Origin of the sequence: Pleomorphomonas sp. T1.2MG-36 (genome assembly GCF_950100655.1) — a bacterium.
Taxonomy (GTDB): Bacteria; Pseudomonadota; Alphaproteobacteria; order Rhizobiales; family Pleomorphomonadaceae; genus Pleomorphomonas.
In genome coordinates this window covers 38,300-61,754 of sequence record NZ_CATNLY010000002.1, presented here as the reverse complement: position 1 = coordinate 61,754, position 23,455 = coordinate 38,300, and the positions used below count along the sequence as shown (strand labels likewise).

At 63.8% G+C, this 23,455-nt stretch carries 26 protein-coding genes and 1 riboswitch; of the genes, 11 read left to right on the top strand and 15 right to left on the bottom strand.

Going from position 1 to position 23,455, the window contains the following annotated elements; translation table 11 throughout:
• From QQZ18_RS05925 to QQZ18_RS05905, 5 genes are all read left to right on the top strand, one after another.
• The coding region (locus QQZ18_RS05925; protein WP_284539048.1) for a transposase at positions 1-226 on the top strand (226 nt) is incomplete at its 5' end.
• 108 nt (positions 227-334) lie between these two features.
• On the top strand, positions 335-814 hold the full coding sequence (locus QQZ18_RS05920) for a GNAT family N-acetyltransferase (RefSeq protein ID WP_284539046.1): 480 nt from the start codon (positions 335-337) through the stop codon (positions 812-814).
• A 207-nt stretch (positions 815-1,021) separates the two neighbouring features.
• Positions 1,022-1,252 (top strand): tautomerase family protein, encoded by a 231-nt coding sequence (locus tag QQZ18_RS05915; protein WP_284539044.1) that lies wholly within the window; start codon positions 1,022-1,024, stop codon positions 1,250-1,252.
• An 80-nt stretch (positions 1,253-1,332) separates the two neighbouring features.
• A complete protein-coding gene (locus QQZ18_RS05910; protein WP_284539042.1) occupies positions 1,333-2,148 on the top strand; it encodes an APH(3')-I family aminoglycoside O-phosphotransferase in 816 nt (271 codons plus the stop codon).
• A gap of 383 nt (positions 2,149-2,531) precedes the next feature.
• Positions 2,532-3,197 carry a spermidine synthase gene (locus tag QQZ18_RS05905; RefSeq protein WP_284539040.1) on the top strand — a complete coding sequence of 222 codons (666 nt, stop codon included), beginning with the start codon at positions 2,532-2,534 and terminating at the stop codon, positions 3,195-3,197.
• Between the two features lie 67 nt (positions 3,198-3,264).
• On the opposite strand, the gene QQZ18_RS05900 is transcribed toward QQZ18_RS05905, so the two are convergent.
• The 3 genes from QQZ18_RS05900 to QQZ18_RS05890 all read right to left on the bottom strand — a co-directional run bounded on the left by QQZ18_RS05900 (position 3,265) and on the right by QQZ18_RS05890 (position 4,637).
• Entirely contained in the window at positions 3,265-3,492 is a 228-nt protein-coding gene (locus QQZ18_RS05900) for a hypothetical protein (protein ID WP_284539038.1), read from the bottom strand.
• Positions 3,493-3,732: 240 nt separating this feature from the next.
• Complete coding sequence (locus QQZ18_RS05895; protein ID WP_284539036.1) at positions 3,733-4,395, bottom strand: hypothetical protein; 663 nt, start codon at positions 4,393-4,395, stop codon at positions 3,733-3,735.
• Positions 4,395-4,637 (bottom strand): RusA family crossover junction endodeoxyribonuclease, encoded by a 243-nt coding sequence (locus tag QQZ18_RS05890; protein ID WP_284539033.1) that lies wholly within the window; start codon positions 4,635-4,637, stop codon positions 4,395-4,397. Before QQZ18_RS05890 ends, QQZ18_RS05895 begins: the two co-directional genes overlap by 1 nt.
• A 633-nt stretch (positions 4,638-5,270) precedes the next feature.
• Between QQZ18_RS05890 and QQZ18_RS05885 the strand changes: the two genes are divergently transcribed.
• Positions 5,271-5,840, top strand: a complete 570-nt coding sequence (locus QQZ18_RS05885; protein WP_284539031.1) for an effector binding domain-containing protein — start codon at positions 5,271-5,273, stop codon at positions 5,838-5,840.
• Here QQZ18_RS05885 and QQZ18_RS05880 read toward each other — a convergent pair.
• The 5 genes from QQZ18_RS05880 to QQZ18_RS05860 all read right to left on the bottom strand — a co-directional run bounded on the left by QQZ18_RS05880 (position 5,837) and on the right by QQZ18_RS05860 (position 9,701).
• A complete protein-coding gene (locus QQZ18_RS05880) occupies positions 5,837-6,355 on the bottom strand; it encodes a nucleoside kinase (RefSeq protein ID WP_284539028.1) in 519 nt (172 codons plus the stop codon). The two genes, QQZ18_RS05885 and QQZ18_RS05880, sit on opposite strands and share 4 nt — an antisense overlap.
• 87 nt (positions 6,356-6,442) lie before the next feature.
• Positions 6,443-7,282, bottom strand: a complete 840-nt coding sequence (locus tag QQZ18_RS05875; RefSeq protein WP_284539026.1) for an aminoglycoside phosphotransferase family protein — start codon at positions 7,280-7,282, stop codon at positions 6,443-6,445.
• A gap of 60 nt (positions 7,283-7,342) precedes the next feature.
• Positions 7,343-8,194 carry a GIY-YIG nuclease family protein gene (locus QQZ18_RS05870; protein ID WP_284539025.1) on the bottom strand — a complete coding sequence of 284 codons (852 nt, stop codon included), beginning with the start codon at positions 8,192-8,194 and terminating at the stop codon, positions 7,343-7,345.
• A gap of 151 nt (positions 8,195-8,345) precedes the next feature.
• On the bottom strand, positions 8,346-8,651 hold the full coding sequence (locus tag QQZ18_RS05865) for a helix-turn-helix domain-containing protein (protein WP_284539023.1): 306 nt from the start codon (positions 8,649-8,651) through the stop codon (positions 8,346-8,348).
• Positions 8,652-8,780: 129 nt separating this feature from the next.
• Positions 8,781-9,701, bottom strand: a complete 921-nt coding sequence (locus tag QQZ18_RS05860) for a LysR family transcriptional regulator (RefSeq protein WP_284539021.1) — start codon at positions 9,699-9,701, stop codon at positions 8,781-8,783.
• Between the two features lie 32 nt (positions 9,702-9,733).
• Here QQZ18_RS05860 and QQZ18_RS05855 point away from each other — a divergent pair, with 32 nt between their 5' ends.
• The 3 genes from QQZ18_RS05855 to QQZ18_RS05845 all read left to right on the top strand — a co-directional run bounded on the left by QQZ18_RS05855 (position 9,734) and on the right by QQZ18_RS05845 (position 11,967).
• A complete protein-coding gene (locus QQZ18_RS05855; protein WP_342398911.1) occupies positions 9,734-10,462 on the top strand; it encodes an NADPH-dependent F420 reductase in 729 nt (242 codons plus the stop codon).
• A 53-nt stretch (positions 10,463-10,515) separates the two neighbouring features.
• Positions 10,516-11,082 (top strand): ester cyclase, encoded by a 567-nt coding sequence (locus QQZ18_RS05850; protein WP_284539017.1) that lies wholly within the window; start codon positions 10,516-10,518, stop codon positions 11,080-11,082.
• A 207-nt stretch (positions 11,083-11,289) separates the two neighbouring features.
• A complete protein-coding gene (locus QQZ18_RS05845; protein WP_284539015.1) occupies positions 11,290-11,967 on the top strand; it encodes a type 1 glutamine amidotransferase domain-containing protein in 678 nt (225 codons plus the stop codon).
• A gap of 1,154 nt (positions 11,968-13,121) precedes the next feature.
• Here the strand turns inward: QQZ18_RS05845 and QQZ18_RS05840 are convergent.
• Positions 13,122-13,649 (bottom strand): GNAT family N-acetyltransferase, encoded by a 528-nt coding sequence (locus QQZ18_RS05840; protein WP_284539014.1) that lies wholly within the window; start codon positions 13,647-13,649, stop codon positions 13,122-13,124.
• Between the two features lie 67 nt (positions 13,650-13,716).
• Positions 13,717-15,387, bottom strand: a complete 1,671-nt coding sequence (locus QQZ18_RS05835) for a methyl-accepting chemotaxis protein (RefSeq protein ID WP_284539012.1) — start codon at positions 15,385-15,387, stop codon at positions 13,717-13,719.
• 235 nt (positions 15,388-15,622) lie between these two features.
• On the opposite strand from QQZ18_RS05835, the gene QQZ18_RS05830 reads away from it, so the two are divergent.
• Positions 15,623-15,949, top strand: coding sequence for a hypothetical protein (locus QQZ18_RS05830; RefSeq protein ID WP_284539010.1), 327 nt, complete (start codon positions 15,623-15,625; stop codon positions 15,947-15,949).
• A 59-nt stretch (positions 15,950-16,008) separates the two neighbouring features.
• Here the strand turns inward: QQZ18_RS05830 and folD are convergent, their stop codons facing one another.
• The 3 genes from folD to QQZ18_RS05815 all read right to left on the bottom strand — a co-directional run bounded on the left by folD (position 16,009) and on the right by QQZ18_RS05815 (position 20,251).
• On the bottom strand, positions 16,009-16,854 hold the full coding sequence (gene folD / locus QQZ18_RS05825) for a bifunctional methylenetetrahydrofolate dehydrogenase/methenyltetrahydrofolate cyclohydrolase FolD (protein ID WP_284539008.1): 846 nt from the start codon (positions 16,852-16,854) through the stop codon (positions 16,009-16,011).
• A 118-nt stretch (positions 16,855-16,972) separates the two neighbouring features.
• A riboswitch (ZMP/ZTP riboswitch) is annotated at positions 16,973-17,052 on the bottom strand.
• Between the two features lie 106 nt (positions 17,053-17,158).
• Entirely contained in the window at positions 17,159-18,184 is a 1,026-nt protein-coding gene (locus QQZ18_RS05820; RefSeq protein ID WP_284539006.1) for a LacI family DNA-binding transcriptional regulator, read from the bottom strand.
• Positions 18,185-18,838: 654 nt separating this feature from the next.
• Positions 18,839-20,251 (bottom strand): L-fucose/L-arabinose isomerase family protein, encoded by a 1,413-nt coding sequence (locus QQZ18_RS05815; RefSeq protein ID WP_284539004.1) that lies wholly within the window; start codon positions 20,249-20,251, stop codon positions 18,839-18,841.
• Between the two features lie 359 nt (positions 20,252-20,610).
• Here QQZ18_RS05815 and QQZ18_RS05810 point away from each other — a divergent pair, with 359 nt between their 5' ends.
• Positions 20,611-22,794, top strand: coding sequence for a KAP family P-loop NTPase fold protein (locus QQZ18_RS05810; RefSeq protein WP_284539002.1), 2,184 nt, complete (start codon positions 20,611-20,613; stop codon positions 22,792-22,794).
• A 37-nt stretch (positions 22,795-22,831) separates the two neighbouring features.
• On the opposite strand, the gene QQZ18_RS05805 is transcribed toward QQZ18_RS05810, so the two are convergent.
• On the bottom strand, positions 22,832-23,140 hold the full coding sequence (locus tag QQZ18_RS05805; protein WP_284539000.1) for a type II toxin-antitoxin system RelE/ParE family toxin: 309 nt from the start codon (positions 23,138-23,140) through the stop codon (positions 22,832-22,834).
• Between the two features lies 1 nt (position 23,141).
• A complete protein-coding gene (locus tag QQZ18_RS05800; protein WP_284538998.1) occupies positions 23,142-23,402 on the bottom strand; it encodes a type II toxin-antitoxin system ParD family antitoxin in 261 nt (86 codons plus the stop codon).
• Between the last annotated feature and the right edge of the window lie 53 nt (positions 23,403-23,455).

The following is a 23,455-nucleotide window of genomic DNA, read 5'->3' as shown; positions in this document are numbered from 1 at the left end:
CGGCCGCGCCTTCATTCGCGGCGGACGATCCAGCGTACGCCGAGCACTCTTTATGCCTGCTCTCGTGGCCGCACGCTTCAACCCCGACCTCAAAGCCAAATACCAACACCTCATCGCAGCAGGAAAACCAGCTAAAGTCGCTTTGACTGCTATCATGCGAAAGCTCGTCGTCCTCGCAAACGCACTGCTCAAGGCAGGCAGGACATGGGCACCAAAAAACGCTTGATCAACACGGATACTCCAGACCCTCCCCTCCAAGGGAAAAAGCGGCTATGCCCGGTGCTGGAAGTCCGGGCCGCCCGAGGCGTGCCGGCGTTGCGACAGGATCGAACCGGTGATTGCCTTGCGGCCGATGCGGGATGACGAGTTTCCCGCCTATCTCGACTATTTCATTCCCGACTACGCGGCCGAGATCGCCGCCAACTACCGGCTCTCCGACGCCGCCGCCCTGACGCAAGCCAAGGGGGAGATCGAGGCGGGGCTGCCGGACGGCGTCGCCACCGCCGGGCAGGTTCTGCTCTCCATCGTCGATCTCTCCGGGCCGGATGAAACGCTGGTCGGCTATCTCTGGTACAAGCCGGACATGGCCTTGCGGTCGGTGTTCATCGCCGACTTCCACATCCTCGCCGCCCATCAGGGGCAGGGCCTCGGCAAACGGGCGATGGCGCTCCTCGAAAGCGATCTCAGGGCCGGCGGCTTCACCCAGATCAAGCTCAGGGTGGCCGGCGACAACGACCGCGCCCGGCACGTCTACGAGGTCAGCGGCTTCCGCGTCACCGGCATCAACATGAGCAAGACGCTCGGCGAAGGGTGAGGGCGGGGGCGAAGGGGTGCGGCTGGGTGTAGGCCGGACGAGGCGCCAGGGCATGGGCTTCGCCGAGGCCTCGGGCATCCGTCTGATCCGGCTCGGCGAATTTGCCGTGACGCTCCGATCGCGGTCTTTCATATGGAATGGCGCGGCCGAACGGGGCAATATGGCGCGAACGGTCGCGCCGTTGCGCCGAGTCCCAGGGAGAGAGCCATGCCGCATGTCGTCATCAAGATGATCGAGGGACGGAGCGAAGAGCAGAAGCAGCGGCTGACCGAGCTGGTGACCCGGGCCATCATGGATGGCGCCGGCTGCCAGGACAGCTCCGTTTCCGTCGCCATCGAGGATGTGCCGGCCGCCGACTGGACCGCCGCCGTCTACCGCACCGAGATCGGGCCGCAGATGGATCGGCTTTACAAGAAGCCCGGCTACAAGCCGGACTGACGGGGCGGCGGGGCGAAAGCGCCGACCGTCATTCGACGGCGCGCAGTCCCCGTCCGCGGGCGATCTCCACTGGAAGCGAGATGATCGATACCGATCGGGAAGAACTTTGCGCGGCGCCGGCCGTTCCCTCCGGCATGGCGCCCGACGTGGTCGGCTATGCCTGGGCGCGCGACACCATCGGCGAAGCGGGCGCCTCCGTCTATCGCCTCCACGGCAAGCCCGGCGCGCCGGATCTCTACCTCAAGCACGGCCGCGACGCGGTGGCCGACGCCATCACCGAGGAGATGGCGCGGTTGCGCTGGCTTGCCGGCCGCCTGCCGGTGCCGCGCCTCGTGCGCTTCGACTGCACCGCCGACGAGGCGTGGCTGCTGACCACGGCGATTCCCGGTCGGACGGCCTATCAGGTGCTGGCCTCCGACCCGGCGGGACGCCCGGCCGTGGTCGACGCGCTCGCCGCCTTCCTGCGCCGGATGCATGCCATACCCGTGGAGGCCTGCCCCTTCACCGGCGATCACGCCCACCGCCTTGCCATCGCCCGCGCCCGCATCGATGCTGGCCTCGTCGACGTCGACGATTTCGACGAGGAACGGCGGGGCTGGACGGCCGAGGCGGTGTGGAACGAGCTCAAGGACCTGCTGCCGCTCGCCCCCGACCCGGTGGTGGCCCATGGCGACTTCTCGCTCGACAACCTGATCGTCGAGGGCCACGCCGTGGTCGGCTGCATCGACGTCGGCCGGGCCGGCATCGCCGACCGCTATCAGGACCTCGCCATCCTCTGGAACTGCCTGCACGAGTTCGGCCCGGCCATGCAGCGGCGGCTATTCCGCGCCTACGGCATCGCCAGCCCGGACCGGCGCAAGCTGCAGTTCCACCTGATGCTGGACGAGTTGTTCTAGGGGCGCTTCGGACTCGCCTGCGAGCGGCTGATGGGAGACCGATATCGGCGTTGCGTTCCGTTCTGCCTGAGGTCCTCGCTTTCGCAAGGATGACAACTTGATAGAAAGGGGAAACAGCTGGAGTGCTCGCCATGCGGCGTGATACCGCATGAGCGCTAAGCGTTGCGAATGGCAGTGCGCTGAGAAACGTCCTCCACCTAACCGGCTGTCATCACTATATATAATGCTGTCATCCTTGCGAAAGCGAGGACCTCAGGCAGAATGGAACGCAACGCCGATATAGGGCGCCACTTTCCATTGGCGACACTCGGATTTCCAGCCCTGTCCGTTCGGCGCTCCGTCGTGTAGGGTGCGCCGCGTTTTTCCAATAGCGGGTATTTCTCATGCTTCCCTGGGTAAGGCTTGGCGCCGCAAAGACTGAAGATGGCACCGAGCTGAGGCTGATGCAGCGCGGCGGCGAATTCTCCATCATGATCGGCACCAACACGCTGATGAATTCCCGCCTCTCCGGCTCGGAGGAGGCGCTGGCGACGCTGGCCTGCGCCGCGCTTGAAGGAAAACCGGATATCAAAATGCTGATCGGCGGCCTCGGCATGGGGTTCACGCTGCGCGCGGCGCTGAAGGCGCTCGACGACAGCGCGCGCGTCACCGTGGCCGAACTGGTGCCGGCGGTGGTGGAGTGGGCGCGCGGGCCGATGGCCGAGGTGTTCGCCGGTTGTCTCGAAGATCCGCGCGTCTCCGTGCGCGTGGAGGATGTCGGCGTGGTGATCCGCTCCGCCGCCAACAGCTGGGACGCCATTCTGCTCGATGTCGACAACGGCCCTGAGGCGATGGCAAAGCAAGGCAACGACGCGCTTTATTACGCCGCCGGCCTCGACGCCACCTGGCAGGCGCTGAAGCCCGGCGGCGTCTTCACGGTGTGGTCGTCGCTGCCCGATCCGGCGTTCACCCGCCGCCTGAAAAGGGCGGGCTTCGCGGTGACCGAGGTGCCGACGCGCGCCGGCAAGAAGCGCGGCGCGCGGCACATGATCTGGGTGGCGGTGAAGTAATGCCGTTTCCGTCTGGTTTCGACCGCTCGGGCGGAATCTGACGGACGCGGAACGCCTGTAAGGCGGATCATGCCTCCGGCGGCAGGCGATTGGCGGCGTGGTCCTGCTCCAGGTCGGTCTTGATGGCGTTGCCATCCTGGCCGCGCTCCTTGGAGTGCTGCTGCTTGTCGCGGTTCGACAGGATGTCGTTGTCGCCCACCAGATCCTTGTCGAGCTCGGTCATGGCGCCGGTGCCGTCGCCCTTGCCCTGCGATCCCTTGCCGAAATGCTTGCTGTCGCCCTTGCCGCTGGCCATTCCACGCTCCTTGGGTTCGAGGGTGGAATTGGCGGTCGGACGAGCCGACGGCGCCAAGCCGGAAAATACCAACCGCAAATGCCGGCATTTGTTCCGGAACATCCGCCACGGCGGGTTCGCAAGAGGCGTGGGAGGCCCGATAGTGACAACACCTTCAAAGGCTATGTCGAGAACGTCACTACGCCCGAAGATGGCATCAAAACTATCAATAGTTGAGAATGATGGGTGATAACTGCCACTTTAAGATGTAGCGTGCGATAGAGTCTTCTCAACGACGTCTAGAATGAGCTTGACGTCTGAGACTGAAGGCTCGGCTGTAAGATCGCCGTGGACCAACCGATTACGCAGCATAACTAGAGACCTCACTCTCGGCTCGACCTCAGGATCGATGTATCCAAGCATTGTCAATGTCTGGATCACCGTTCCTGGTGTTCGGGGGCGCGCGCCGGCAGAATTCTCAATATTCTGTAAAGACGCTTCAAGCAACGACCAGCCAAAAATAAACGCCGAGCGCAGCTCCCCTTTTGCCTCAAGCGCTCGAACATCATCAAGCCGCTTGCGAATCTCCGCTATCGGAGATGCTGTTATTGTCAGCGATTTGGTGGGGTCATCCCCTGCGTATGCAACAACAAATTGCCAGTCCGGATGGCCTTCGAAAAGCCTCCGGATCTCTTTCAATTTCAGCTCAGTCACCGGGGTTCGTCGTTGGCGCACTTCAATGGCAACATTGAGTCCTTGCTTTCGCGCGACAGCGTCGGGCGCATAGGTTCCGAGAAACGGAGGCAGATGTCTCGTGTCCGGTTGAATCTCAAACGTGAAGCCTTCGGCGAGATACCGGGCCTTCAAGCCTGCAAGGAGCTGGGTTTCGCTGTCCATCGACTGGGATTGAGCAGTTGAAGTCACTAGAGCCTCCTCCAGCTCAGATCGTTATCGATGCGGATATATACAACAGGTGCCTGTTCTTCTGAAGCGTAGATCGCGTCAAGTGCAGCGGAGAGCTGCTCTGACGGCTCGGCGAAAGACCAGTCGATGTCGGGTTCAAACTTTTGCGCAACAACCCTCTCAATCGATTTGTCGTCAACATACGTGGCGCCAATCATAGCGTCGAGAATTGGTTTGACGATGTTATCGACATCGCCGTCCATGGGGCAGTTGGAAAATAATAGATCGTCACTGCCAATGGCGCATCCTCAAGCCATACCAGCTCGACGAGCTCTTCCGCCCGTTGTCGCGCAGCATTGCGAACGATCTCCTTCCATCGGTCTTTCGATGGGCCTCGGGCCTGAAGCGACAGGGGAATCTCGGTAAGATGAAACTCCAACGGGAACATAAGAGGCTCGATCTCAGGCACTCTTCACCTTCGGCTGAACTGAGGGGAGCGGCGAGAGTGCCACTCCAAGCGAGTTCGTCAGTGCCATTCTGGCTTTTCCATTATAACGCTGCCCAGCCGTTGCAACAGACGTGTCCAGCCAATTTCAACCGTTGGTTACTGCGATGGAAGCTTGATCCCCGCTGTCGCGTGGGATGACGGCGTGATGGGTATGTGTCGGCCATATAGGGCTGTCCTCCTCTGCGGAGGCAGAGGATCTCGGGCAGGATGGGACAGGCGACGGATATCGGGTGTCGGACCGTCGTCCTATAGCGGCCATGGTCTTCAACAAAACGGCCTCATCACCCCTCCCGCCGATACCGCTTTCCACTGATGACAGGACCGTGGCGCGTGCGTGGTAGGGGTCGTTCATGCCGGTAATCCGGTTTGAAATCAGGGGGATGAGGCGATGGGAGAGGTGACGGCAGCGGGCGAGCGCTTCGGCAAGCTAGAGGACAGGGACGTGCGGATCGTCCATCTGCCGCCGATGACGGTGGCGGCCGCCTATGCCTCGGGCGAGGGCTGCGAGGGCAAGGCGCTCGACATGATCACGCGGTTCGTCGCCGACAGCGGCCTGCTGGCGATCAAGCCCGACGCGCGCAGCTTCGGCTTCGACTGTTCGAAGGGCGAGGCCAAGGTCGGCGAGCCATCGCGCGTCTATGAGGTGTGGGTGTCCGTGCCCGAGGAGATGACAGTGCCGGCGCCGCTGGTCCGGCGGAGGTTCGACGGCGGGCTCTATGCCGCGCACGTGCTGCGGTCGTGGGACTTCCAGGACTGGAGCCTGCTCAAGGAGTGGGTCGACGCCAGCGACCGATACGCCAACGACTGGGACGCGCCGCGCTGGGTGTCGCCGGAAACGGCGGCCGGGCAGGGGTTCGAGGAGACGCTGAACTTCTACACCTTCGTCCGCAAGGGCGGCCGGATGGACGACTTGCAGCTCGACCTGTTGTTCCCGATCCGGGAGAAGGGCGCCGCCTAACCGGCCTCGCCGCACCGCTTGAGGATGTCGTCGACGACGGAGGCGAGCGGCGCGGTGGCGTCGATGATGGTGGCGTTCGGCGGAAGATCCTCGCTCGTGGCGTGGAGCCGCAGGATCAAGTCCCATTCCTCCGGCGTTCCGCCGAACTCGTCGGCGGGCCGGCCGGCAAGGCGCGCCCTCAGGGTGTCCGCATCGACATCGAGGACGAAGACGCCGTCGAAGAGGCCGATGAACCGACTGACGTTCCGCGAGCCGCCGCAGAAGAAGGTGACCGGGCGGCTCCTGTCGGCCACCAGCGCCGCGACCTTGTCGACGCGCCAGAGGTGGTGCGCGTGGCGGAAGGCGGCATCTGCGTCATTCCCTCCGTCGAGCGGTTCGCCAGTGTTGGGGTCGTCCCGATAGGCCAGCTCGCGGTCGCCGTGGACGACATGGTAGCCGCGCCGCGCCAGCTCGGTGGCGACCGAGGTCTTGCCCGCCCCGGAAACGCCTTCGATCAGATAGTTCCTGACGCCCATCGCTCGCTCCGCAAGGCTCGCCCTTAGGTCATCGCATCCGTCGCGCAGCAAGAGGCCGCCGAGGGTCTTTCACGCCGCCGTCTTTCCTCATCCCGCCTCGTAGTCCGCCAGCAGCAGGGGCAGCATGGCCACCTGATGGGCGAAGGGGGTGCCGTCCTCGATGTTCCAGGCGCCGCTCAGGGCGGTGTGGGCGACGGCCCAGGCGAGGAGGTGGCGGCGGGGCAGGCCGGTGCGCCCAGCGAGCGCCGTGGCGTGGCGGGCGACGCGGGCCGCGTCGAGCACCAGCGCGTCGGCCTGCTCGGGGTTCTGGAAGCTGTTGGCATAGTCGTAGGCCGGGTCGCCGATCAGGCCCTTGGGGTCGATTGCCACCCAGCCGTCGCCCGAGCGCAGGATGTTGTCGTGGTGGATGTCGCCGTGCAGCGGCTGGGCCGGTGCATCGGCGTCGAGAAGGTCTTGCGCGATGGCGGTGGCCCGCGCGGCGAGCGGGCGCGCCTTCTCCGGCCAGGCGTCGGGGCCGAGCCGGAACAGCGAGGCGAAGCGTCGGCGGAGCGGCGTCAGCTCGGGCGGCGGCGCGTCGCGCCGGGCATGCAGCCGTTCGACCGCCTCGGCGAGGAGGAGGGTGGCGGCATCGTCGCGGCCGGCGCGGGCGACGTCGCCCAGCGTCTCGCCGGGCAGCCACTCCATCAGCACCGCGTCCGGCGCAAGGCCGAACACCCTCGCCGCGCCATGCCCGCCATACCACGCCAGCATCGCGCCCCCCTGCGCCTCGTCGTCGCCGGCCCCCGGCTTCAAGAGCTTCAGCGCTGCCGGCCCGTGGTCGGCGTGATCGACCCGGTAAAGGACGCTGGTGGCCGTCTCGGTGACGAAGGCCGGTGAGGCAAGTGCCCAGTGGGCGACGGCGGCGGAGAGGGCGGGGGAGAGCGTCATGGGTGTCCTTGCGAAGGGGGAAGGGTGCGGCGCAGCTTCTACGAGCCTCTCGGCGAAAGCTCAGTTCCGATTGAGCCCCATCTCGCGGCTCTTGAGCTTCTCCTTCCAAACTTGCTCAGCAGCGATGATCTCTACCTGCGAGGCAGCCGACCCGCTGACCTCAAGGATGCTGACCTCATAATCGCCCGGCTCGGCACTCTTCAGGCCGATGTTGCCGCCATGACCGTCCTCGGAATAGGCCTTCCACCGGCCGAGGAAGCCATCCGCTCCCGTCGCCGATCCAACATATTGCTCCCTCGTTTTGACCGAGACGAGCAGGTAGACCCCGCGGGCCGCTTGGAGAGCCGATGTCCACGTGCGCGGCAGCCCTTCCAGTTCGGATACATTTGACCTGAAGTGCGCATAGCCGGGAAATGGATCTTCGTGAAACGCCTGCGTCAGCTCGACGATCGCCTTGTCCTGGGCGTCCGGCCGTTGAATCCAGGAGCGGGCACCGCTTCCCCACTCGATCCAGAGGCGGCCGATATACTCACTCAGGTGGGCCGTCATCTGCGTTCTGTAGCGGTCCAGCACGTCTTGGGTTCGATCGGCAACGGGTACGCCATAAAGAGGATCGATCCATCTCGGATCGACCGTTCCGACGCGCTCGGCCGCGTAAATGCCGGCGAACAGCGTGCCGCCGGTAGGCGGTGCGACAAAGCTCGCCCAGAGTGGAGCCATCAGCTTGGAGCGATTGCCGACGGTCTGAACGCTTTGATAGTCGGCGAACAGGTCTGGCTGATCGTGTCGACGGTCTCGCCACAGATGATAGGGCGAGCGACCGGCCGGCGATCTGGTCTGGTGCCGTAGCAGCCGAACACTCTCAGGCGCGAGGCCCGCTTTTCTAAGGAGATCCGTGAAGCTGAGCAACATGGCTTACATCCATCTGCCTTGTGACGACCGGCTCGCAATGAGTTCCGAATATACCCCCGCGGCAGCGGCGGAGACACCCGCTTTACCCTTGTGTCGCTCCAGCAATCGGCAACGTGCCCAACAAGCGTCTATGGTGTCGCGGACGTTGACATCAGGCGTCCTCGTCCTCGTCGTCGATGCTGTAGGCGGGGCGGCTGGCTAGCTCGGCTACCGTCAGGCCACGCGCGATGGAGCGCGCGGCGGGCACGGCCTTCAGCGGAACGAGCATCAGTTCGAGGCCGAGGGCGTGGGCGAGGGTGACGAGGCTGGACGCCCTGAGGTCGACGGCGTTCGCTTCGATCTTGGATATGTGCGATTGCGGCACGCCGGACAGCCGCGCCAACTCCCGCTGGCTGAGCCCCTTGGCTTCCCGGGCCTGTTTGAGCTCGGCGATGATCCGCTCGGTCTCGTAGGTCAAGGTGCGATCTGCCTTTGCATATCAAAGTGCTAAGATTGATATGCAAAGACATATCAGAAAGCCCGCGTACCTCAAGTTTGTTCCGCGTCCGCACGCCACCCGCCCACGTTGCGCGCTTGAGCTTTCCGCCTACCTCCGCGCGGGCGCGTTCGCTGGGTGGCGCTCCTTTCCCAGGGCTTCCACGAGATAGTCGATGAACACCCTGGCCTTGGCCGACAGGTGGCGTCGGCTGAGGTAGACGGCGTAGAGGCCGAAGGTGCCGAGCGACCAGTCGGGCAGCACCTGGACGAGGCGGCCGGCGGCGATGTCGTCCTCGACGATGAAGCCCGGCTGGACGATGACGCCGCCGCCCTCGACGGCGAGGCGGCGCAGCAGGTCGCCGTTGGTGGCGTGGACGTTGGAGCGGACGCGCACGGCGGCGGTGTCGCCGGCGGCGGTGCGGAAGGTCCAGGTGTCGCCGCTGGAGAGGTAGGAATAGCTCAGCGTTTCGTGGGCCGACAGGTCGCTCGGGTGGGTGGGGTGGCCGTGCGCGGCGAGATAGGCGGGCGAGGCGCAGGTGACGATGGGGATGGGCGCGATGCGCCGGGCGATCAGGTTGGGGCTCGGCGCCTGGGCGATGCGGATCGCCACATCGACGCCATCGTGGGCGAGGTCGACGACGCGGTCGCTGAGGTCGATGTCGAGCCGGAGGTCGGGAAAGCGGCGGCGAAACTCCGGCAGCAGCGCGCCGAGCACCGAAATGCCGAAGGAGAGCGGCGCGCTGACGCGCAGGAGGCCGACCGGGTTCGCCGCCTCGCGGCCGACCACCGCTTCCGCCTCGACGAGGTCGGCGAGGATCTGCTCGGCCCGCTCCAGGAACTGCGACCCCGCCTCGGTGAGCGACAGGCGCCGCGTGGTCCGGTGAACCAGACGCGCGCCGAGGTGCGTCTCCAGCGCCGCGATCTGCCGCGACACCGCCGCCGTCGACGTGCCCAGCTTGTCGGCGGCCGCGACGAAGCTGCCGGCGGTTGCCAGCGCCACGAAAGCCTCCATGCCCCTGATGATGTCCATGGCTATCCAATCTTTGCGTTTCTCGTAACAATATCTTTCATTCTGGCCGATTTTTCAATCATTCGGCATGGGCTAGGTATCAATCAACGCCGCCACGGCGACGCGGACATCAAACCCAACAGGAGATCATCATGAACGTATCCGTCATCGGCACCGGCAACATGGGTCGCGGCTTTGCCGCCCGTCTGGTCAAGGCCGGCCACGCCGTCACCCTCTACGGACGCGACGCCGCCAAGGCGGGCGAGGTGGCGCAGGCCGTCGGCGCCAAGGCGGCGAGCGCCGCCGAGGCGGCCAAGGCCGACGTCATCGTGCTGGCCATGCCCTTTGATGCCGCAGTCGGCGCGCTGAAGGCGCTGGGCGACATCACGGGCCGCGTGGTGATCGACATCACCAACCCGCTGACGGCCGACTACATGGGCCTGACCATCGGCCACACCACCTCGGCCGCCGAGGAAATCGCCAAGGCCGTGCCGGGCATTTCGCTGGTGAAGGGCTTCAACACCGTGTTCGCCCAGGTGCTGGCGGGCAATGGCAAGGCGGCGGGCGGTCACGACGTGCCGGCCTTCCTCGCCTCCGACAGCGCCGAGGCCAAGGCCGTGGCGGCCGATCTGGCTCGGTCGATGGGCTTCGGCGTGGTCGACGTCGGCGGCCTCAGGAACGCCCGCTATCTCGAGGCGCTGGCCGGTCTCAACATCTATCTCGGCTATGGCGCCGGGCTTGGGACCTCCGTCACGCCGATCTGGCTGCCGGTCGCCGGGTGAAACTCACTCTCCTCTCTGTCTCATCTCACGCACACGCTTCAGGACGTTTCATCATGACCAGGCTCATCGCCATCGCCGTTTCCACTCTCGCCATCGCCGCCGGTGCCTCGGCCGCCGTTGCCGCCGAAGCCGCCAAGCCGGTGCCGGCGCTTGTGGAGGAACTCTCCCGCTACCAGCAGGACGAGGCCACCGTCGCCAAGAACCTCGACACCTTCGACACGCTGGATTTCGACGTCTATACCCACCAGAAGTGGGACCGCCTCGGCGAGAGCCACGCCAAGGACATCCTGGTGCACTATCCGGACGGCACGACCACCAAGGGCCTGCACGACCACATCGAGGCGCTGAAGCCGATGTTCGTCTTCGCGCCCGACACGCGGATCGAGCAGCACCCGGTGAAGTTCGGCAAGGGCGAGTGGACCGGCGTGGTCGGCGTGATGGAAGGCACCTTCACCGAGCCGATGCCCATCGGCGGCGGCAAGACCATTCCGCCCACCGGCAAGTCGTTCAAGCTGTCCATGGCGACGATCGGCCACTGGACCAAGGCCGGCGTGATGGACGAGGAATACCTGTTCTGGGACAACCAGGACTTCATGAAGCAGATCGGCCTCGGACAGTGATCGAGGCACGGCGCTGAAGCAGGGCGGGGCGAGCGATCGCCCCGCTTTTGTGCGTCGGGGGGGCGGGGTGGCGCGCCTTGGCAACCGCCCCCATTCCCCCATTTTCATCCCTGACGGTACCGGATCGCGTTGGCGACACCATCTGTGTGAGGGAGTGCGGCGCCCGGTAATGGGCGTTGGCCGCCCTCAACACGCATGGAGGCGACGATGAAGGTTCTGATGGTTTTGACCTCGCACGACCAACTCGGCGACACCGGTCACAAGACCGGCTTCTGGCTGGAGGAGCTGGCCGCCCCCTATTATGCCTTCAAGGAGGCGGGCGCCGAGATCACGTTGGCCTCGCCCAAGGGTGGCCAGCCGCCGCTCGACCCGCGCAGCAGCGAGCCTGACTCGCAGACCGACACGACGCGGCGCTTCGAAGCCGATGCCGAGGCGAAGGCCGCGCTGGCGAACACCGTGCCGCTCCGCGACGTGACGGAGGCCGATTTCGACACCGTCTTCTATCCCGGCGGGCATGGTCCGCTCTGGGATCTCTCCGAGGACAGGACGTCGATCGCGCTGATCGAGAGCTTCCTTGCCGCCCGCAAGCCGGTGGGGCTGGTCTGCCACGCGCCGGGCGCCCTCCGTCGCGCCAAGACCGCCGCCGGCCGTCCGCTGGTCGAGGGCAGGAAGGTGACCGGCTTTTCCAACACCGAGGAGGCGGCAGTCGGCCTCACCGACGTGGTGCCCTTCCTGGTGGAGGATGAGCTGAAGTCGCTGGGCGGGCTCTATTCGAAGGGCCGTGACTGGGGCTCCTACGCCGTGCGGGACGATCTGCTCGTCACCGGGCAGAACCCGCAGTCGTCGGCGGAAACCGCGCGCCTGTTGATGGAGACGCTGAAGTAGGGCGCGGGGGGGCGGGGCTGCGGGGTGGGGGCCGTTTTGTCGCGCCTTCCCGAGGGCCGCAGGATGACGCGCCCGCTCACATCGAACCTTCTCGACGCTGCCGGATGACACTCCCGCTCCTATCACTCACCCGTCATCCTGGCGCAGGCCAGGACCTCGGGCAGGGTGGGTGTGCGGGTGCTATCGGGCGCCCCGCGGTTCGGGGAGAATGATAGGGGCCGATGCGATTTCTCGTCCTGAGGTCCTGGCCTTCGCCAGGATGACAGGAAATTGATATAAACCAATAGCTTGCGTCGCGTTTCCTGTGTGCCTTCCGGCTCGAAAGCGAGGCTCCCGCTTCTATCATGCTGTCATCCTTGCGAAAGCGAGGACCTCAGGCAGGATGGGGACGGGGCCGATATCGGGCACCCTTCGGTTCATGGAGATTGATAGGGGCCGGGGAGAGTTCTCGTCCTGAGGTCCTCGCTTTCGTAAGGATGACAGAAAATTGATATAAACCAACGGCTTGCGTCACGTTTCCGGTGTGCCTTCCGGCTCGAAAGCAAGGCTCCCGCTTCTATCATGCTGTCATCCTTGCGAAAGCGAGGACCTCGGGCAGGATGGGGACGGGGCCGATATNAACCAATAGCTTGCGTCGCGTTTCCTGTGTGCCTTCCGGCTCGAAAGCGAGGCTCCCGCTTCTATCATGCTGTCATCCTTGCGAAAGCGAGGACCTCGGGCAGGATGGGGACGGGGCCGATATCGGGCACCCTTCGGTTCATGGAGATTGATAGGGGCCGGGGAGAGTTCTCGTCCTGAGGTCCTCGCTTTCGCAAGGATGACAGGAAATTGATATAAACCAATAGCTTGCGTCGTGTTTCCTGTGTGCCTTCCGGCTCGAAAGCGAGGCTCCCGCTTCTATCATGCTGTCATCCTTGCGAAAGCGAGGACCTCAGGCAGGATGGGGTGATCGGGTGGTATCGGGCACCCTTCGGTTCATGGAGATTGATAGGGGCCGGGGAGATTTCTCGTCCTGAGGTCCTCGCTTTCGCAAGGATGACAGTTAAGTGATATAAAACAGATACATAACCGGCGCGCTCGTTTGCCTCCGCCGCCCACCGCCTGTCACTCCGTCGTGTCGTGGTTGGGGGCGTGCTTTGATGGCGCTCGCCCCATCACCCCTCCGGCGTCTTTCTCTCATCGAGCGTCAGTTGCAGGAAGGCGAGGTTGCGCCAGTGGCCGAACTTCATGCCCACTTGCGGGAGCAGGCCGACTTCGACGAAGCCGAGCGTCTTGTGCAGGGCGAGCGAGGCGGGGTTGGCGGCGTCGATGGCGGCGATCATCACGTGTTTGCCGAGCGCCCGGGCGCGGGCGATCAGCGCTGCCATCAACGCCTTGCCAACGCCTCGGCCGCGCGCGTCGTGGCGGATGTAGATCGAGTGTTCCACCGTGTGGCTGTCGCCGTCGAAGGGGCGCCAGTCGATGAAGGCGGCGTAGCCGAGCACGGCGCCGGCCGCGTCCGCCGCCACCAGCACGGGGTAGCCCTGCCGCTGCACGCCGGCGAGCCAGGCGGCGCGGTTGGCGACGTCGACCGGCGTGTCGATCCAGATGGCGGTGGTGTGGAGGACGGCGTGATTGTAGATGGCGGCGATGCCCTCGGCGTCGGCCGCCACGGCGTCGCGGATGTCGAATGAAGTGCTCATCCGGCAAGGTTAGGCCGCGCCGGGCGGCGGAGGCAACCGGGTGGCGCCTCCGCCTGTTATCCGCCCCTCACGCCGCCGCGAACTTGGCGACGAAGGTTTCCACCACGGTTTTCAGGCCCTTGGCCTTGCTGGACAGGCCGGTGGAGAGGTTCATCAGCTGGGTGGAGGCGGCGCCGGTCATTTCGGCGGCCTGACCGACGCCGTTGATGTTCTTGGTGACCTCGGTGGTGCCGACGGCGGCTTGCTGGCAGTTGCTGGCGATTTCGGATGTGGCGGCGCCCTGTTCTTCCACCGCGCCGGCGATGGCGGAGGCGACCTCCTTGATGTTGGTGATGGTCTTGACGATGGAGGTGATGGAATGGACCGTGTTGCCGGTCGATTCCTGGATCTCCGCCACCTTGGCCTGGATGTCGCCGGTGGCCTTGGCGGTCTGGTCGGCCAGTTGCTTGACTTCCGATGCGACGACGGCGAAGCCCTTGCCGGCCTCGCCCGCCCGCGCCGCCTCGATGGTGGCGTTCAGCGCCAGAAGGTTGGTCTGCTCGGCGATGCCGCGGATGATGTTGACCACGTCGCCGATGGCGGCGGCCGAGGCGGCGAGGGTGGCGATGCGGGCGTTGGAGGCCTGGGCCTCGCCATAGGCCAGCTCGGCCACCTCGGCGGAATGGTCGACCTGGGCGCTGATCTCGTGGACGGAGGCGGCCATCTCCTCCGACGAGGCGGCGACGGTCTGCACGTTGCTGGCCGCCTGTTCGGCCGCCGCCGCCACCGACTGGGCCTGGCGGGCGGTCTCCTCGGCGGTGGCGGACAGGCTGCGGGCGCTGTCGGCGATCTCCTCGGAGGATTCGGCGAAGTTGGCGGCGAGGTCGCGCATGTCGGTCACGAAGCGGTCGGCCAGCGTTTGGCGGCGGCTCAGTTGCTCGCGCTCGGCGCGCTCGCGGGTCTCGCGCTCGACACGGGTCGCCTCCTCGGCGATCAGGCTCTGCCGGCACTGCTCCAGCACGCCGCCGAGCACGCCGAAATCGTCGCGCCGGCTGGCGATGGTCACCACCATGTTCTTCTCGCCGCGCCCCAGCGCCAGCACGTAGGCGATGGCGACGCCGAGCGGCCGCGTCACCGACAGGGCGCTGACGGCGGCGATGACGATGGCGAGCAGGATGGCGGCGGCGCTGATGGCGATCTCGATGGCGATGCCGTTCTGGGCATCGGCGGCGCTGTTGCCGCCCATCTCAACGCCGCGCTTGCCGTAGATCTCGGACAGCTCGGTGCCGAGCTGATCGATGACGGGGTAGGTGGCGGCCAGCTGGCTGCGCAGGTCGGAGTTGGTGGCGGCCTTGTCGCCGCTCTGGATCTGGCCGGCCAGCGTCATGACGCCGGCATGGTAGGTCTTCAGCGTGTCCCGCATCTCGGTGGCCTTGCCCTTGCGGCCGGGGTCGCGCGTGGTCTGGGTGACGCTGTCGAGCTTGGCTTCGGCGGCCGAGAAGGCCTCGTCCATCCTGGCGAACAGCTCGGCCTGCCGGGTCGGCTGGCCCGCCGCCTCGTAGAAGCCGGCGCGGCCCTTGGCGATGAACTTGAGCGCGCGTTCGAGCTCGACGTTCTGGGTGAACACGCGGACGGTTTCGCTGGTGTTGTAGGCGGCGGCGGAGAGGTAGAAATAGCCCACCACGCTGATGGCGATCAGCATCAGCGTGACAAGGGCAAAGCCGGCATAGAGCCGGTGGGCGATCTTCAGGCGGTCCATGGCGGCACCCTTCCGGTGGAAGTTCCGCGAACAAGGCGCGACGGAAAGCGCCGGGCGGGCAGCCAGCTCTGATCGCCGAGCATCCGGTGCGCGTGGGCCTGAAGCCCGCTCCGGTTGTCGCGTTCGTCGCTCTCTGCCGCACCCGGCGTGTTGTGGTCGCGGTTGTCCGATATTCAGTAGAGGATGGAATGAGGGTGGTTAATTATGTTTATATCGCCATCGATCGCCGGTAAAAGTGGATGTGCATCTGAAGTTTAACTTATGCAGCGTCGAAGTGACGGTGAAAATGTCACATTTCAACATCAATGAAAATAGTTTCAACTTTAAAACGCTTCATCTGGCTGTCTCGGATGGAATCATGACGATGTCGAGCGAGGTCCTGGCTTGCTCTTCTGCTTTAACTGCTTGGTGGCCAGGGCGGACACTGGCGGGAAAAGCCGTCGATTTCCAAATGGATGCCTATTGGACACGGCTCAACTTGCGGTCACTTTCCGGCGCCATCGGCAATTGCACGGGCACCGGCGCCGTTCGGCCGGCCGGCGCGGCTCATGCTTTGGTATGAGTATGGATACCGGGCGGCGGCTATGCAGCGCCTGACGGCGTGCCGGCCGGGAGCCCGCCTCACGCCAGCGAGGATTCGGCGGCCTCGACGGTCTGCGCGATCAGCGTGGCGATGGTCATCGGCCCGACGCCGCCGGGCACGGGCGTGTAGGCGGAAAACCGCTCGGTCCCGCCCGTGAGGTCGATGTCGCCGACGCCGCCCGGGTGATAGCCGGCGTCGACGACCACGGCGCCGGACCTGATCCAGTCGCCCTTGATGAACCGCGGCTTGCCCACCGCCGCCACCACGATGTCGGCCAGCCCGATCAGCTCGGGCAGCCCGCGGGTTCGGGAGTGGCAGATGGTGACGGTGGCATGGGCGTTGAGCAGCATCATGGCCACCGGCTTGCCGAGAATGGGGCTTCGCCCGACCACCACGGCGTGCCGGCCCTCGACGTCCACGCCGTGGTGCCGCAGCAGTCGCATGATGCCGGCCGGTGTGGCCGAGCCATAGGCCGGCTCGTTCATCGACATGGCGCCGAAGCCCAGCGCGGTGACGCCGTCCACATCCTTCCGCAAGGCGATGCGGTCGAAGCAGGCGCGTTCGTCGATCTGGGCAGGCACGGGGTGTTGCAGCAGGATGCCGTGAACCCGTGGATCGGCGTTGAGCCGGTCGATCTCGGCCAGCAGTTCGCCGGTGGTGGTCGCCTCGGGCAGCATCACGCGCAGCGAGGCCATGCCGGCCCGCTCGCAGGCGTTGCCCTTCATCTTCACAAAGGTCGCGGAGGCGGGGTCGCTGCCGACCAGGATGGTCGCCAGTATGGGCTTCACCCCGCCGGTTTTGCGGGTGATGGCGCCGACCCTTGCGGCCAGCTCCGCTTCGATGGTCCGGGCGAGGGATTTTCCGTCGAGAACAAGGGCGGTCATGGTCACATCCCTCCGGCAGGCGCCAAGGCGACGGGTGGCAGGGTGGCAGTATCGGAAAGGACGCGGGACGGGCGCGGGTTCGATCTCAAGCGCATGGGGTGATCCTGAATCGGACGATCCGGGACACCCAGGCGGACGATGCTCCAGCAGGCGCTCCCTGATGGTCAACTCCATCCGACGCCGGTTGCGCACCCCTGATTTAGCACGCCATGCGGGCTGCAACAAGGACGCGGGGCGCCAGTTGCTCTCTCATGCGCGTTCCGCCTGCGTCAGGTCCGCCCGACAGGTCGAACCCCGGCGGATATCAGGGCAGGTTGTCGCGCAGGTAGATCTCGATGCGGACGGTTTCCTGGCTGGCGCTGAGCGGCGTGCCGTCGATCAGCGAGCGCAGCACGCGGATGGCGCTGCGGATCTCGTGGCCGGCGTCCTGGTTGATGACGGCGTGGAAGAGGCCGTTTTGCAGGGCGGCGCGCGTCACGTCGTAGAGCTCGTGCGCCACGACGACGGGGCGGGCCTGAGGCGGCAGTTCGGCCAGCACGTCGAGAATGCCCTGGTGGCCGCCGCCGATGTTGTAGAGGCCGACGATGTCGCCCTCGCGTTTCAGGCAGTCGCGCAGCGCCTCGCGCGTCGCCTCGCGCTCGTCGCGGCCTTCCAACGTGACCGACGACTGAAGGTGCGGGAACTCGGCGCTGATCACTTGGTCGAAGCCCATGCGGCGCTCGACGTGGTCGCGCACCAGCATGGAGCCGGCGACGACGACGATCTTGCCCTCGCGGCCACCGAGGAACTGGCCCAGCAGGCTGGCGGCGGTGCGGCCGGCGGCGACGTTGTCGATGCCGACATAGCGGTGGCGGGGGAAGCGCGGGGCGTCCGACACCAGGGTGACCACCGGCACGCCGGCGGCGTTGAGGCGGCAGAGCTCGGCCCGGACGGCGGCGGATTCGGTGGCGACCAGCGCCACGCCGGCCACGGCGGCGGTATCGATGCGGCGCAGCGCCTCGGTCAGCGCATCGCCGTCGAAGGCGGGCACGGTGCGAACCTCGATGTCGACGCGCCTGCCGGCGAGCCGCTTGCGCGCCTCGCGCGCCTCGGCCTCCAGGTGGCGCATGAAATCGCTGGGGCCATCGGGGATCAGGAACACCAGCCGGTCGATGCGCTTGCGGGCCAGCGCCGCCGCCGAGGCGTCGCGCACGAAGCCCAACTGGTCGACGGCCGCCTTCACCCGCTCGGCCGTGGCGGCGCGCACGCCGGGCCGGTCGTTCAGCACGCGGTCCACGGTCGCGAGACCGACGCCGGCAGCTTTGGCAACGTCGTGGACGGTGGGACGCATGACGGCTCCTGGAAACGTAAACTCACCTCAGGCGGCCGGTTGGCCGTTCCGAACGAATCCCATACTTTTCAAAGGCTTCTAAACTAGAATACAATCATCCACATTATGTCCGCTCGCTGTCAACATCGGGCAAGACCATACTGATCATGTCGAGAAACGGGTTCCGGCAGCGGTGCCGCCGGAACGCAAATTCAACAACGGAATGCACAGATCTGCGGCGAGAGCCGGCTTGGCTCTTGGAGCACGATATCGGCGGCTCGCTCCATCCTGCCCGAGGTCCTCGCCTGCGCAAGGATGACAGTTTGATAGAAAGGGGAAACAGCTGGAGTGCGCGCCATACAGCTTGATGCCGCATCAGCGGCAGGAGTTGCAGGTGGCAGTGCGATGAAAGGGGCTCCACCTAACCGATTGTCATTCCTATATATAATGCTGTCATCCTTGCGAAGGCGAGGACCTCGGGCAGAATGAAACAATCGGCCGATATCGGGTTCCCCAAACCAAGGCAGCCTGACGCATCCCTGCGTTCCACTGTCCTGAGGGGGCTTCATCGCAGATGTATGCATACCGTAGCCCATTCAAGGCGAGACGCTGAGCCTGATCTGAAACTCGCTGGGGCAGGTAGATATCCCCACCCCAGTAGAGTTTCGGGCAGGCTCACTCGTGGACGTACATGTCCCAGCCCAGATACTTCGTGGCCGCTTCGGTCACGGCGGCGGCCGAGTTCGAGAAGTTCGTCGCCACGTGGTGCTCGAAGGCGTTCTCACAGATGTAGCGCAGCAGCTTCTGCAGGTTGGGGATGTTCACCACGCCGGCGCCGCCGAAGGTGTTCAGCGGATCGTCGGTGAACGAGCCCTGGCCGGTGTAGCCCTTGATCTTGCCGGTGAAGTCGTCGGTGGAGAGGCGCAGGTAGGTCATGGCGCCGGCCTTCACCTTGCCGTCCAGCGTGCCATAGGTGTTCTCGGCGCCCACGGTGCCAGCGATGATCTGCTGGTAGTCCATCTTCACGCCTTCGTTGAAGAAGTGCTTGGGCAGGTTCGAGCAGTGGAAGCAGACGGCCTTGTTGGGGTCGCCACCGTAGTTGTTGTTCCAGTCGAGGAGAGCCGACGGCGTCTCGCTGGCAAGGCCCAGGGCGTACATGGAGAGCGAACCCAGCGTGTCGACCTCGCAGGCCGACGGCAGGAGCTTCTGGCTCATCATGCTCATGACGGTGCAGGGCACGATGCCGAAGAACTCTTCCATGCTCGTCCAGCACTGCACCGAGGTGATGGTCAGGCGGTTGGTCTCGACCCAGTTATCCAGCACGGCGCCGAGCTTGGCCATCTTGATGAGGGCTTCCTTGGGCGTGTGGCCGGTGGGCACGTAGGCCTTGATCTCGGCGATCTTCTGCTCGACGGCGGCGTCGGTGTCCTTGAGCTTGCCGATGCGGCCGAGCACTTCGGAGAGGTCGAGCGTGTCGACGGTGATGCCCGAACGCTCGAGCAGCTTTTCCGAGTAGCGCACGGTGTTGAAGGCGGCCGGGCGGGCGCCGACGGCGCCGACGCGCAGGTTCTTGAAGCCGCGCACGATGCGGCAGACGCCGGCGAACCACTTGAGGTCGGCCTCGAACTCGGGCGAGTCCGGCGCCTCGGTGTGCAGCGTCGTCAGCGAGTACTTGATGCCATACTGCTGCAGGTTGTTGCAGATCGACATCTTGCCGCAGAAGCTGTCGCGGCGGTGGGTGATGGCCATCTTGCCGGTGTCGTCGGGCGTCGCCTGGATCAGCACGGGCACGTTGAGGTTGGCAAGGCGCACCGCGTCGGCAAGGCCGCGCTCTTCGCCGAAGTTCGGCAGGGTGATGATGATGCCGTCGATCTCGGCGGCGTGCTTCTGGAACAGGGCGGCGCAGATCTCCGCTTCCTTGTAGGTCTCCACCGCGCCGTGGGCCGTCTCCTCCGGCGTTACGACGATCGCCTTATAGCCCTGCTTCTCAAGGGCGGCGATCATCTCCAGCCGGCCGCTGGCGGCGAGATGGCTGGGGAAGAATCCACGGTTACCGACGATCACGCCGAAGGTCATTTGCTTGGCCATCAGGTCTTTCCTCCGCTGTCGCTTGAATGGTCTGAGGTACGCTACCGAACAGGAAAAGGGGAGTTATTCGGTAGAGAATTGAGGTGAATTGGGGGGATCCAAGCGAGATTTGATGAGCGTACATCAAGGGAGGGGGAGAGGCAAGGGTGGGGGAGGGCATCGCTTCATCATCTTGTTCCTACCGAAGGGGCGCTATCGGTGAGGAACGAGTGTGATGGTACTCGAGCGGTGGAGAAGATGTGAAGCGTGCCCTTCTGCGGTTCTCTTTAGGGTTGTATTGTGTGGTCTGGTTCGTGGAGTTTGTTTACGGTCCTTCCCATCGGATGCGGTGGGTGTGCATTCAGGAGATTGGCTGTAGCATGGGGAATGAGGATTTAGTGTTTGGCGATGATGAGCCAAAACGCAACCCGTGGCGGCAAGACCGTCTTGGATATGCGCCGTTTGCTAAACGGATTTTCAATGTAGTCATCCGAATGAAAGCACCCAATGGTTACGTAATTGGTTTGCATGGCCGATGGGGGAGCGGTAAGTCTACCGTTATTTACTTCATTGAGGCGTTTATTCGTAAGCACAACGAGGAGAATCCGGAGAAAAAGGTCGTGCATGTAGACTTTCGGCCGTGGAATGTTTCGGGTCACCAAAATCTCGTCGTCGCTTTTTTTAAAGTTCTCTCCGAAGAGCTTGGGCCCAAAGATGGTTGGCTCACTCGCAAGTGCAAACCGTTGCTCCGCTTTTTTGGGGGGGCGACCGACGGGCTGGTCGATTCAGCGGCGACCTTGGCTCTTGCTATTGATCCTAGTGGCGGTGCCGCAGCAGGTTTCGCAGGGAATCTAGCCAAGAAGTCTATAAATAGTTTAATAGCGCGGTTCCTAGCTGATCCGTCTCTTGAAGCCGCATATGCTAATTTTCGGGATCAACTCGCGAGAAGCGGCACTAAGTTCCTAATCACAATTGATGACATTGACCGGCTGCCTCCTGACGAAGTTCGGGAAATCATGCAACTGGTCAAAACGGTCGGTAAGCTTCCCAATGTAATCTATCTCTTGTCGTATGATCGTGAGATTGTTTGGAAGGCGCTTGATGGTGGTGAGGATGTAGATGGGCCTCGCTATGCCGAGAAGATTATCCAGCAAGAGCTTGAGCTTCCTCTACCCTCCAGAGGAGCCCTGTTCACTATGCTCGACGATGAGATCGAGTTCCTTACGAGAAACACAAGCGATAATGATCGCTGGTATTGGATCGTGCGTGAAGGCATTCACCGCTGGATCAATCATCCTCGGGACGTGCTCAGACTTTCCAATGCAGTAAAATTCGCATGGCCTGCGTTGGAGGGGGAGTTTGATCCACAGGACTTGCTGACTATTGAAGGAATTCGCCTTTTTGATCCTGTCGTTTTCGAATGGATACGAGCAAACCGAGACTTTTTGTTCGACGAGGGTCGCTTTCTCGTGGGGCGTGATGATGAACGCAAAGCTGTCATCGAGGCTCTACGCAAGAGGTTACCGGAGGGCAGTGCCAGCTCTCTGATGGCTCTGCTTGGTGTCTTGTTTCCGCAGAAAACCGGGTGGTTCGCCGATAGTTTTCTCGGTGAGGGGCCAGTTGAAGCACATAACCGCCGAGGGTTGGCGAACAAAAAGTCTTTTGATAGCTATTTTCAGCTGCACATCAGCGACGAAGTCATATCCAACGTCACCATGTCTGAGCTGCTAAAGATGGATAGCTCGGATGACGTCTACCATCTTCTCCTACCTTATGTTGACCGATGGTCCCGCGAAGGTGCTCGTTTGATAGGAGAAGTTTTGTACGACATAAGACTTAGATTGGAAGGCAGAGATTCACCCCGCCCGGCGATGGCTCTTTTAGATGCTCTTTTCAGACTCACCGAAGAAATTATCGCTATTCCTCGGCCGGGGGCTAGGCAGCCAGAGGCAGGAAGGCAGCTTCACTTTCTTGTGGAAATTATACTGAAATCTTGGGGAAAGGAAATAGCCGGTGTGCGCTTAAAAGAGTTGTTTATGAAGAGTAGCGCTTCTGTATGTTCTATATTTTTCTTTCATATTGGCTTTGATATTGGTGTGTTTTCGAGTGGTAGAGGTGGTGGTGATATTGTTTCTTTGGACGAATTCAATGAGTTGGGAGTGATAACTCTGCAGAAATTGCGAGTGGACGCCCGCAATGGTGAGCTAGTCCGCGCCCAAGAGGTTTCTTCGGTCGTTCGCTCTTGGAGCCATTTGGCTGGATCCCGGGAGCCGAGGGAGTGGATATTGGAGAACATTGATAATGATGCTGATTTTGCGGCCAGGGTTGCAGCTAGTCTATTGTCTTACAGTACGAGTAGTGTTGGGACGGAGTATATTTTAAGCGAGATGCCTGATAGGGAGATATATGATTATGCTAGACTTCTTTCTGCTGTACGCAAGCACCTAAGTGGGGATGAGATCAGCACAGAACAGCGCACTTTACTTGATGTTTTGAGAAAAGGTCTCGAACGAATAGACGCCGGAATATCGCCAAACATACTTGATGATGAGTTGCCAGGGTAGAGTTTCAGCTCTTGGGGGCATTGTACCGATCGCTCATTCACAGCCCGGACTCCCCAAGTGAAACATGCAGCATGTCCTGCGCACCATCCACAACGCGCGCAATCTGAACGCCATCTGGCTTGACCCTATACAGGGCGAGCCAGCGTTCGCAGGTGAGGTGTCGTGCGCCTTCGCCGATGTCGGGGCGGGCGGGGCCGAGCAACGGGTTGTCGGCGCGCATGGCGATGCGGCGCTCTATGCGGTCGGTGATCGTGTCGGCGGTGTCCGCGCCCGACTTGTTGGCGATCCAGACCCAGAGGTCGACCATGTCGGCGCGCGCCATGGCGGAGTAGGTGACGGTTCCCATCCTACTTTTGGGCCATCAGGCGCTTGCGGCCCTCGGCCTTGACGGCCTCGGCATCGAGCGGGCGAAAGTCGCCGCTTTCGATGCCCTCCTGCCAGGCCTGCTGAAGAAAGCGCAGCCTCTCCCCCTCGGCCTGGTCGTGCTTTTCCATCAGCCGCAGGGCCTCTCGCACCACCTCGCTGGACGAGGCGTAGCGGCCGGACTCCACCTTGGTCTTGACGTAGCTCACCAGTTCCTCGGTCAGCGACACATTGAGGTTGCCCATGTCGAAGATCTCCTTCCCCTAGATGATGGCGCCGATAACAGGGAATGGCAATG

Coding starts and splice junctions, on each gene's coding strand:
- QQZ18_RS05915 (WP_284539044.1), top strand. CDS start 1,022: ATGCCGCATGTCGTCATCAAGATGATCGAGGGACGGAGCGAAGAGCAG.
- QQZ18_RS05910 (WP_284539042.1), top strand. CDS start 1,333: ATGATCGATACCGATCGGGAAGAACTTTGCGCGGCGCCGGCCGTTCCC.
- QQZ18_RS05905 (WP_284539040.1), top strand. CDS start 2,532: ATGCTTCCCTGGGTAAGGCTTGGCGCCGCAAAGACTGAAGATGGCACC.
- QQZ18_RS05900 (WP_284539038.1), bottom strand. CDS start 3,492: ATGGCCAGCGGCAAGGGCGACAGCAAGCATTTCGGCAAGGGATCGCAG.
- QQZ18_RS05890 (WP_284539033.1), bottom strand. CDS start 4,637: ATGGACGGCGATGTCGATAACATCGTCAAACCAATTCTCGACGCTATG.
- QQZ18_RS05885 (WP_284539031.1), top strand. CDS start 5,271: ATGGGAGAGGTGACGGCAGCGGGCGAGCGCTTCGGCAAGCTAGAGGAC.
- QQZ18_RS05880 (WP_284539028.1), bottom strand. CDS start 6,355: ATGGGCGTCAGGAACTATCTGATCGAAGGCGTTTCCGGGGCGGGCAAG.
- QQZ18_RS05875 (WP_284539026.1), bottom strand. CDS start 7,282: ATGACGCTCTCCCCCGCCCTCTCCGCCGCCGTCGCCCACTGGGCACTT.
- QQZ18_RS05870 (WP_284539025.1), bottom strand. CDS start 8,194: ATGTTGCTCAGCTTCACGGATCTCCTTAGAAAAGCGGGCCTCGCGCCT.
- QQZ18_RS05860 (WP_284539021.1), bottom strand. CDS start 9,701: ATGGACATCATCAGGGGCATGGAGGCTTTCGTGGCGCTGGCAACCGCC.
- QQZ18_RS05850 (WP_284539017.1), top strand. CDS start 10,516: ATGACCAGGCTCATCGCCATCGCCGTTTCCACTCTCGCCATCGCCGCC.
- QQZ18_RS05845 (WP_284539015.1), top strand. CDS start 11,290: ATGAAGGTTCTGATGGTTTTGACCTCGCACGACCAACTCGGCGACACC.
- QQZ18_RS05840 (WP_284539014.1), bottom strand. CDS start 13,649: ATGAGCACTTCATTCGACATCCGCGACGCCGTGGCGGCCGACGCCGAG.
- QQZ18_RS05835 (WP_284539012.1), bottom strand. CDS start 15,387: ATGGACCGCCTGAAGATCGCCCACCGGCTCTATGCCGGCTTTGCCCTT.
- folD (WP_284539008.1), bottom strand. CDS start 16,854: ATGACCGCCCTTGTTCTCGACGGAAAATCCCTCGCCCGGACCATCGAA.
- QQZ18_RS05820 (WP_284539006.1), bottom strand. CDS start 18,184: ATGCGTCCCACCGTCCACGACGTTGCCAAAGCTGCCGGCGTCGGTCTC.
- QQZ18_RS05815 (WP_284539004.1), bottom strand. CDS start 20,251: ATGGCCAAGCAAATGACCTTCGGCGTGATCGTCGGTAACCGTGGATTC.
- QQZ18_RS05810 (WP_284539002.1), top strand. CDS start 20,611: ATGGGGAATGAGGATTTAGTGTTTGGCGATGATGAGCCAAAACGCAAC.
- QQZ18_RS05805 (WP_284539000.1), bottom strand. CDS start 23,140: ATGGGAACCGTCACCTACTCCGCCATGGCGCGCGCCGACATGGTCGAC.
- QQZ18_RS05800 (WP_284538998.1), bottom strand. CDS start 23,402: ATGGGCAACCTCAATGTGTCGCTGACCGAGGAACTGGTGAGCTACGTC.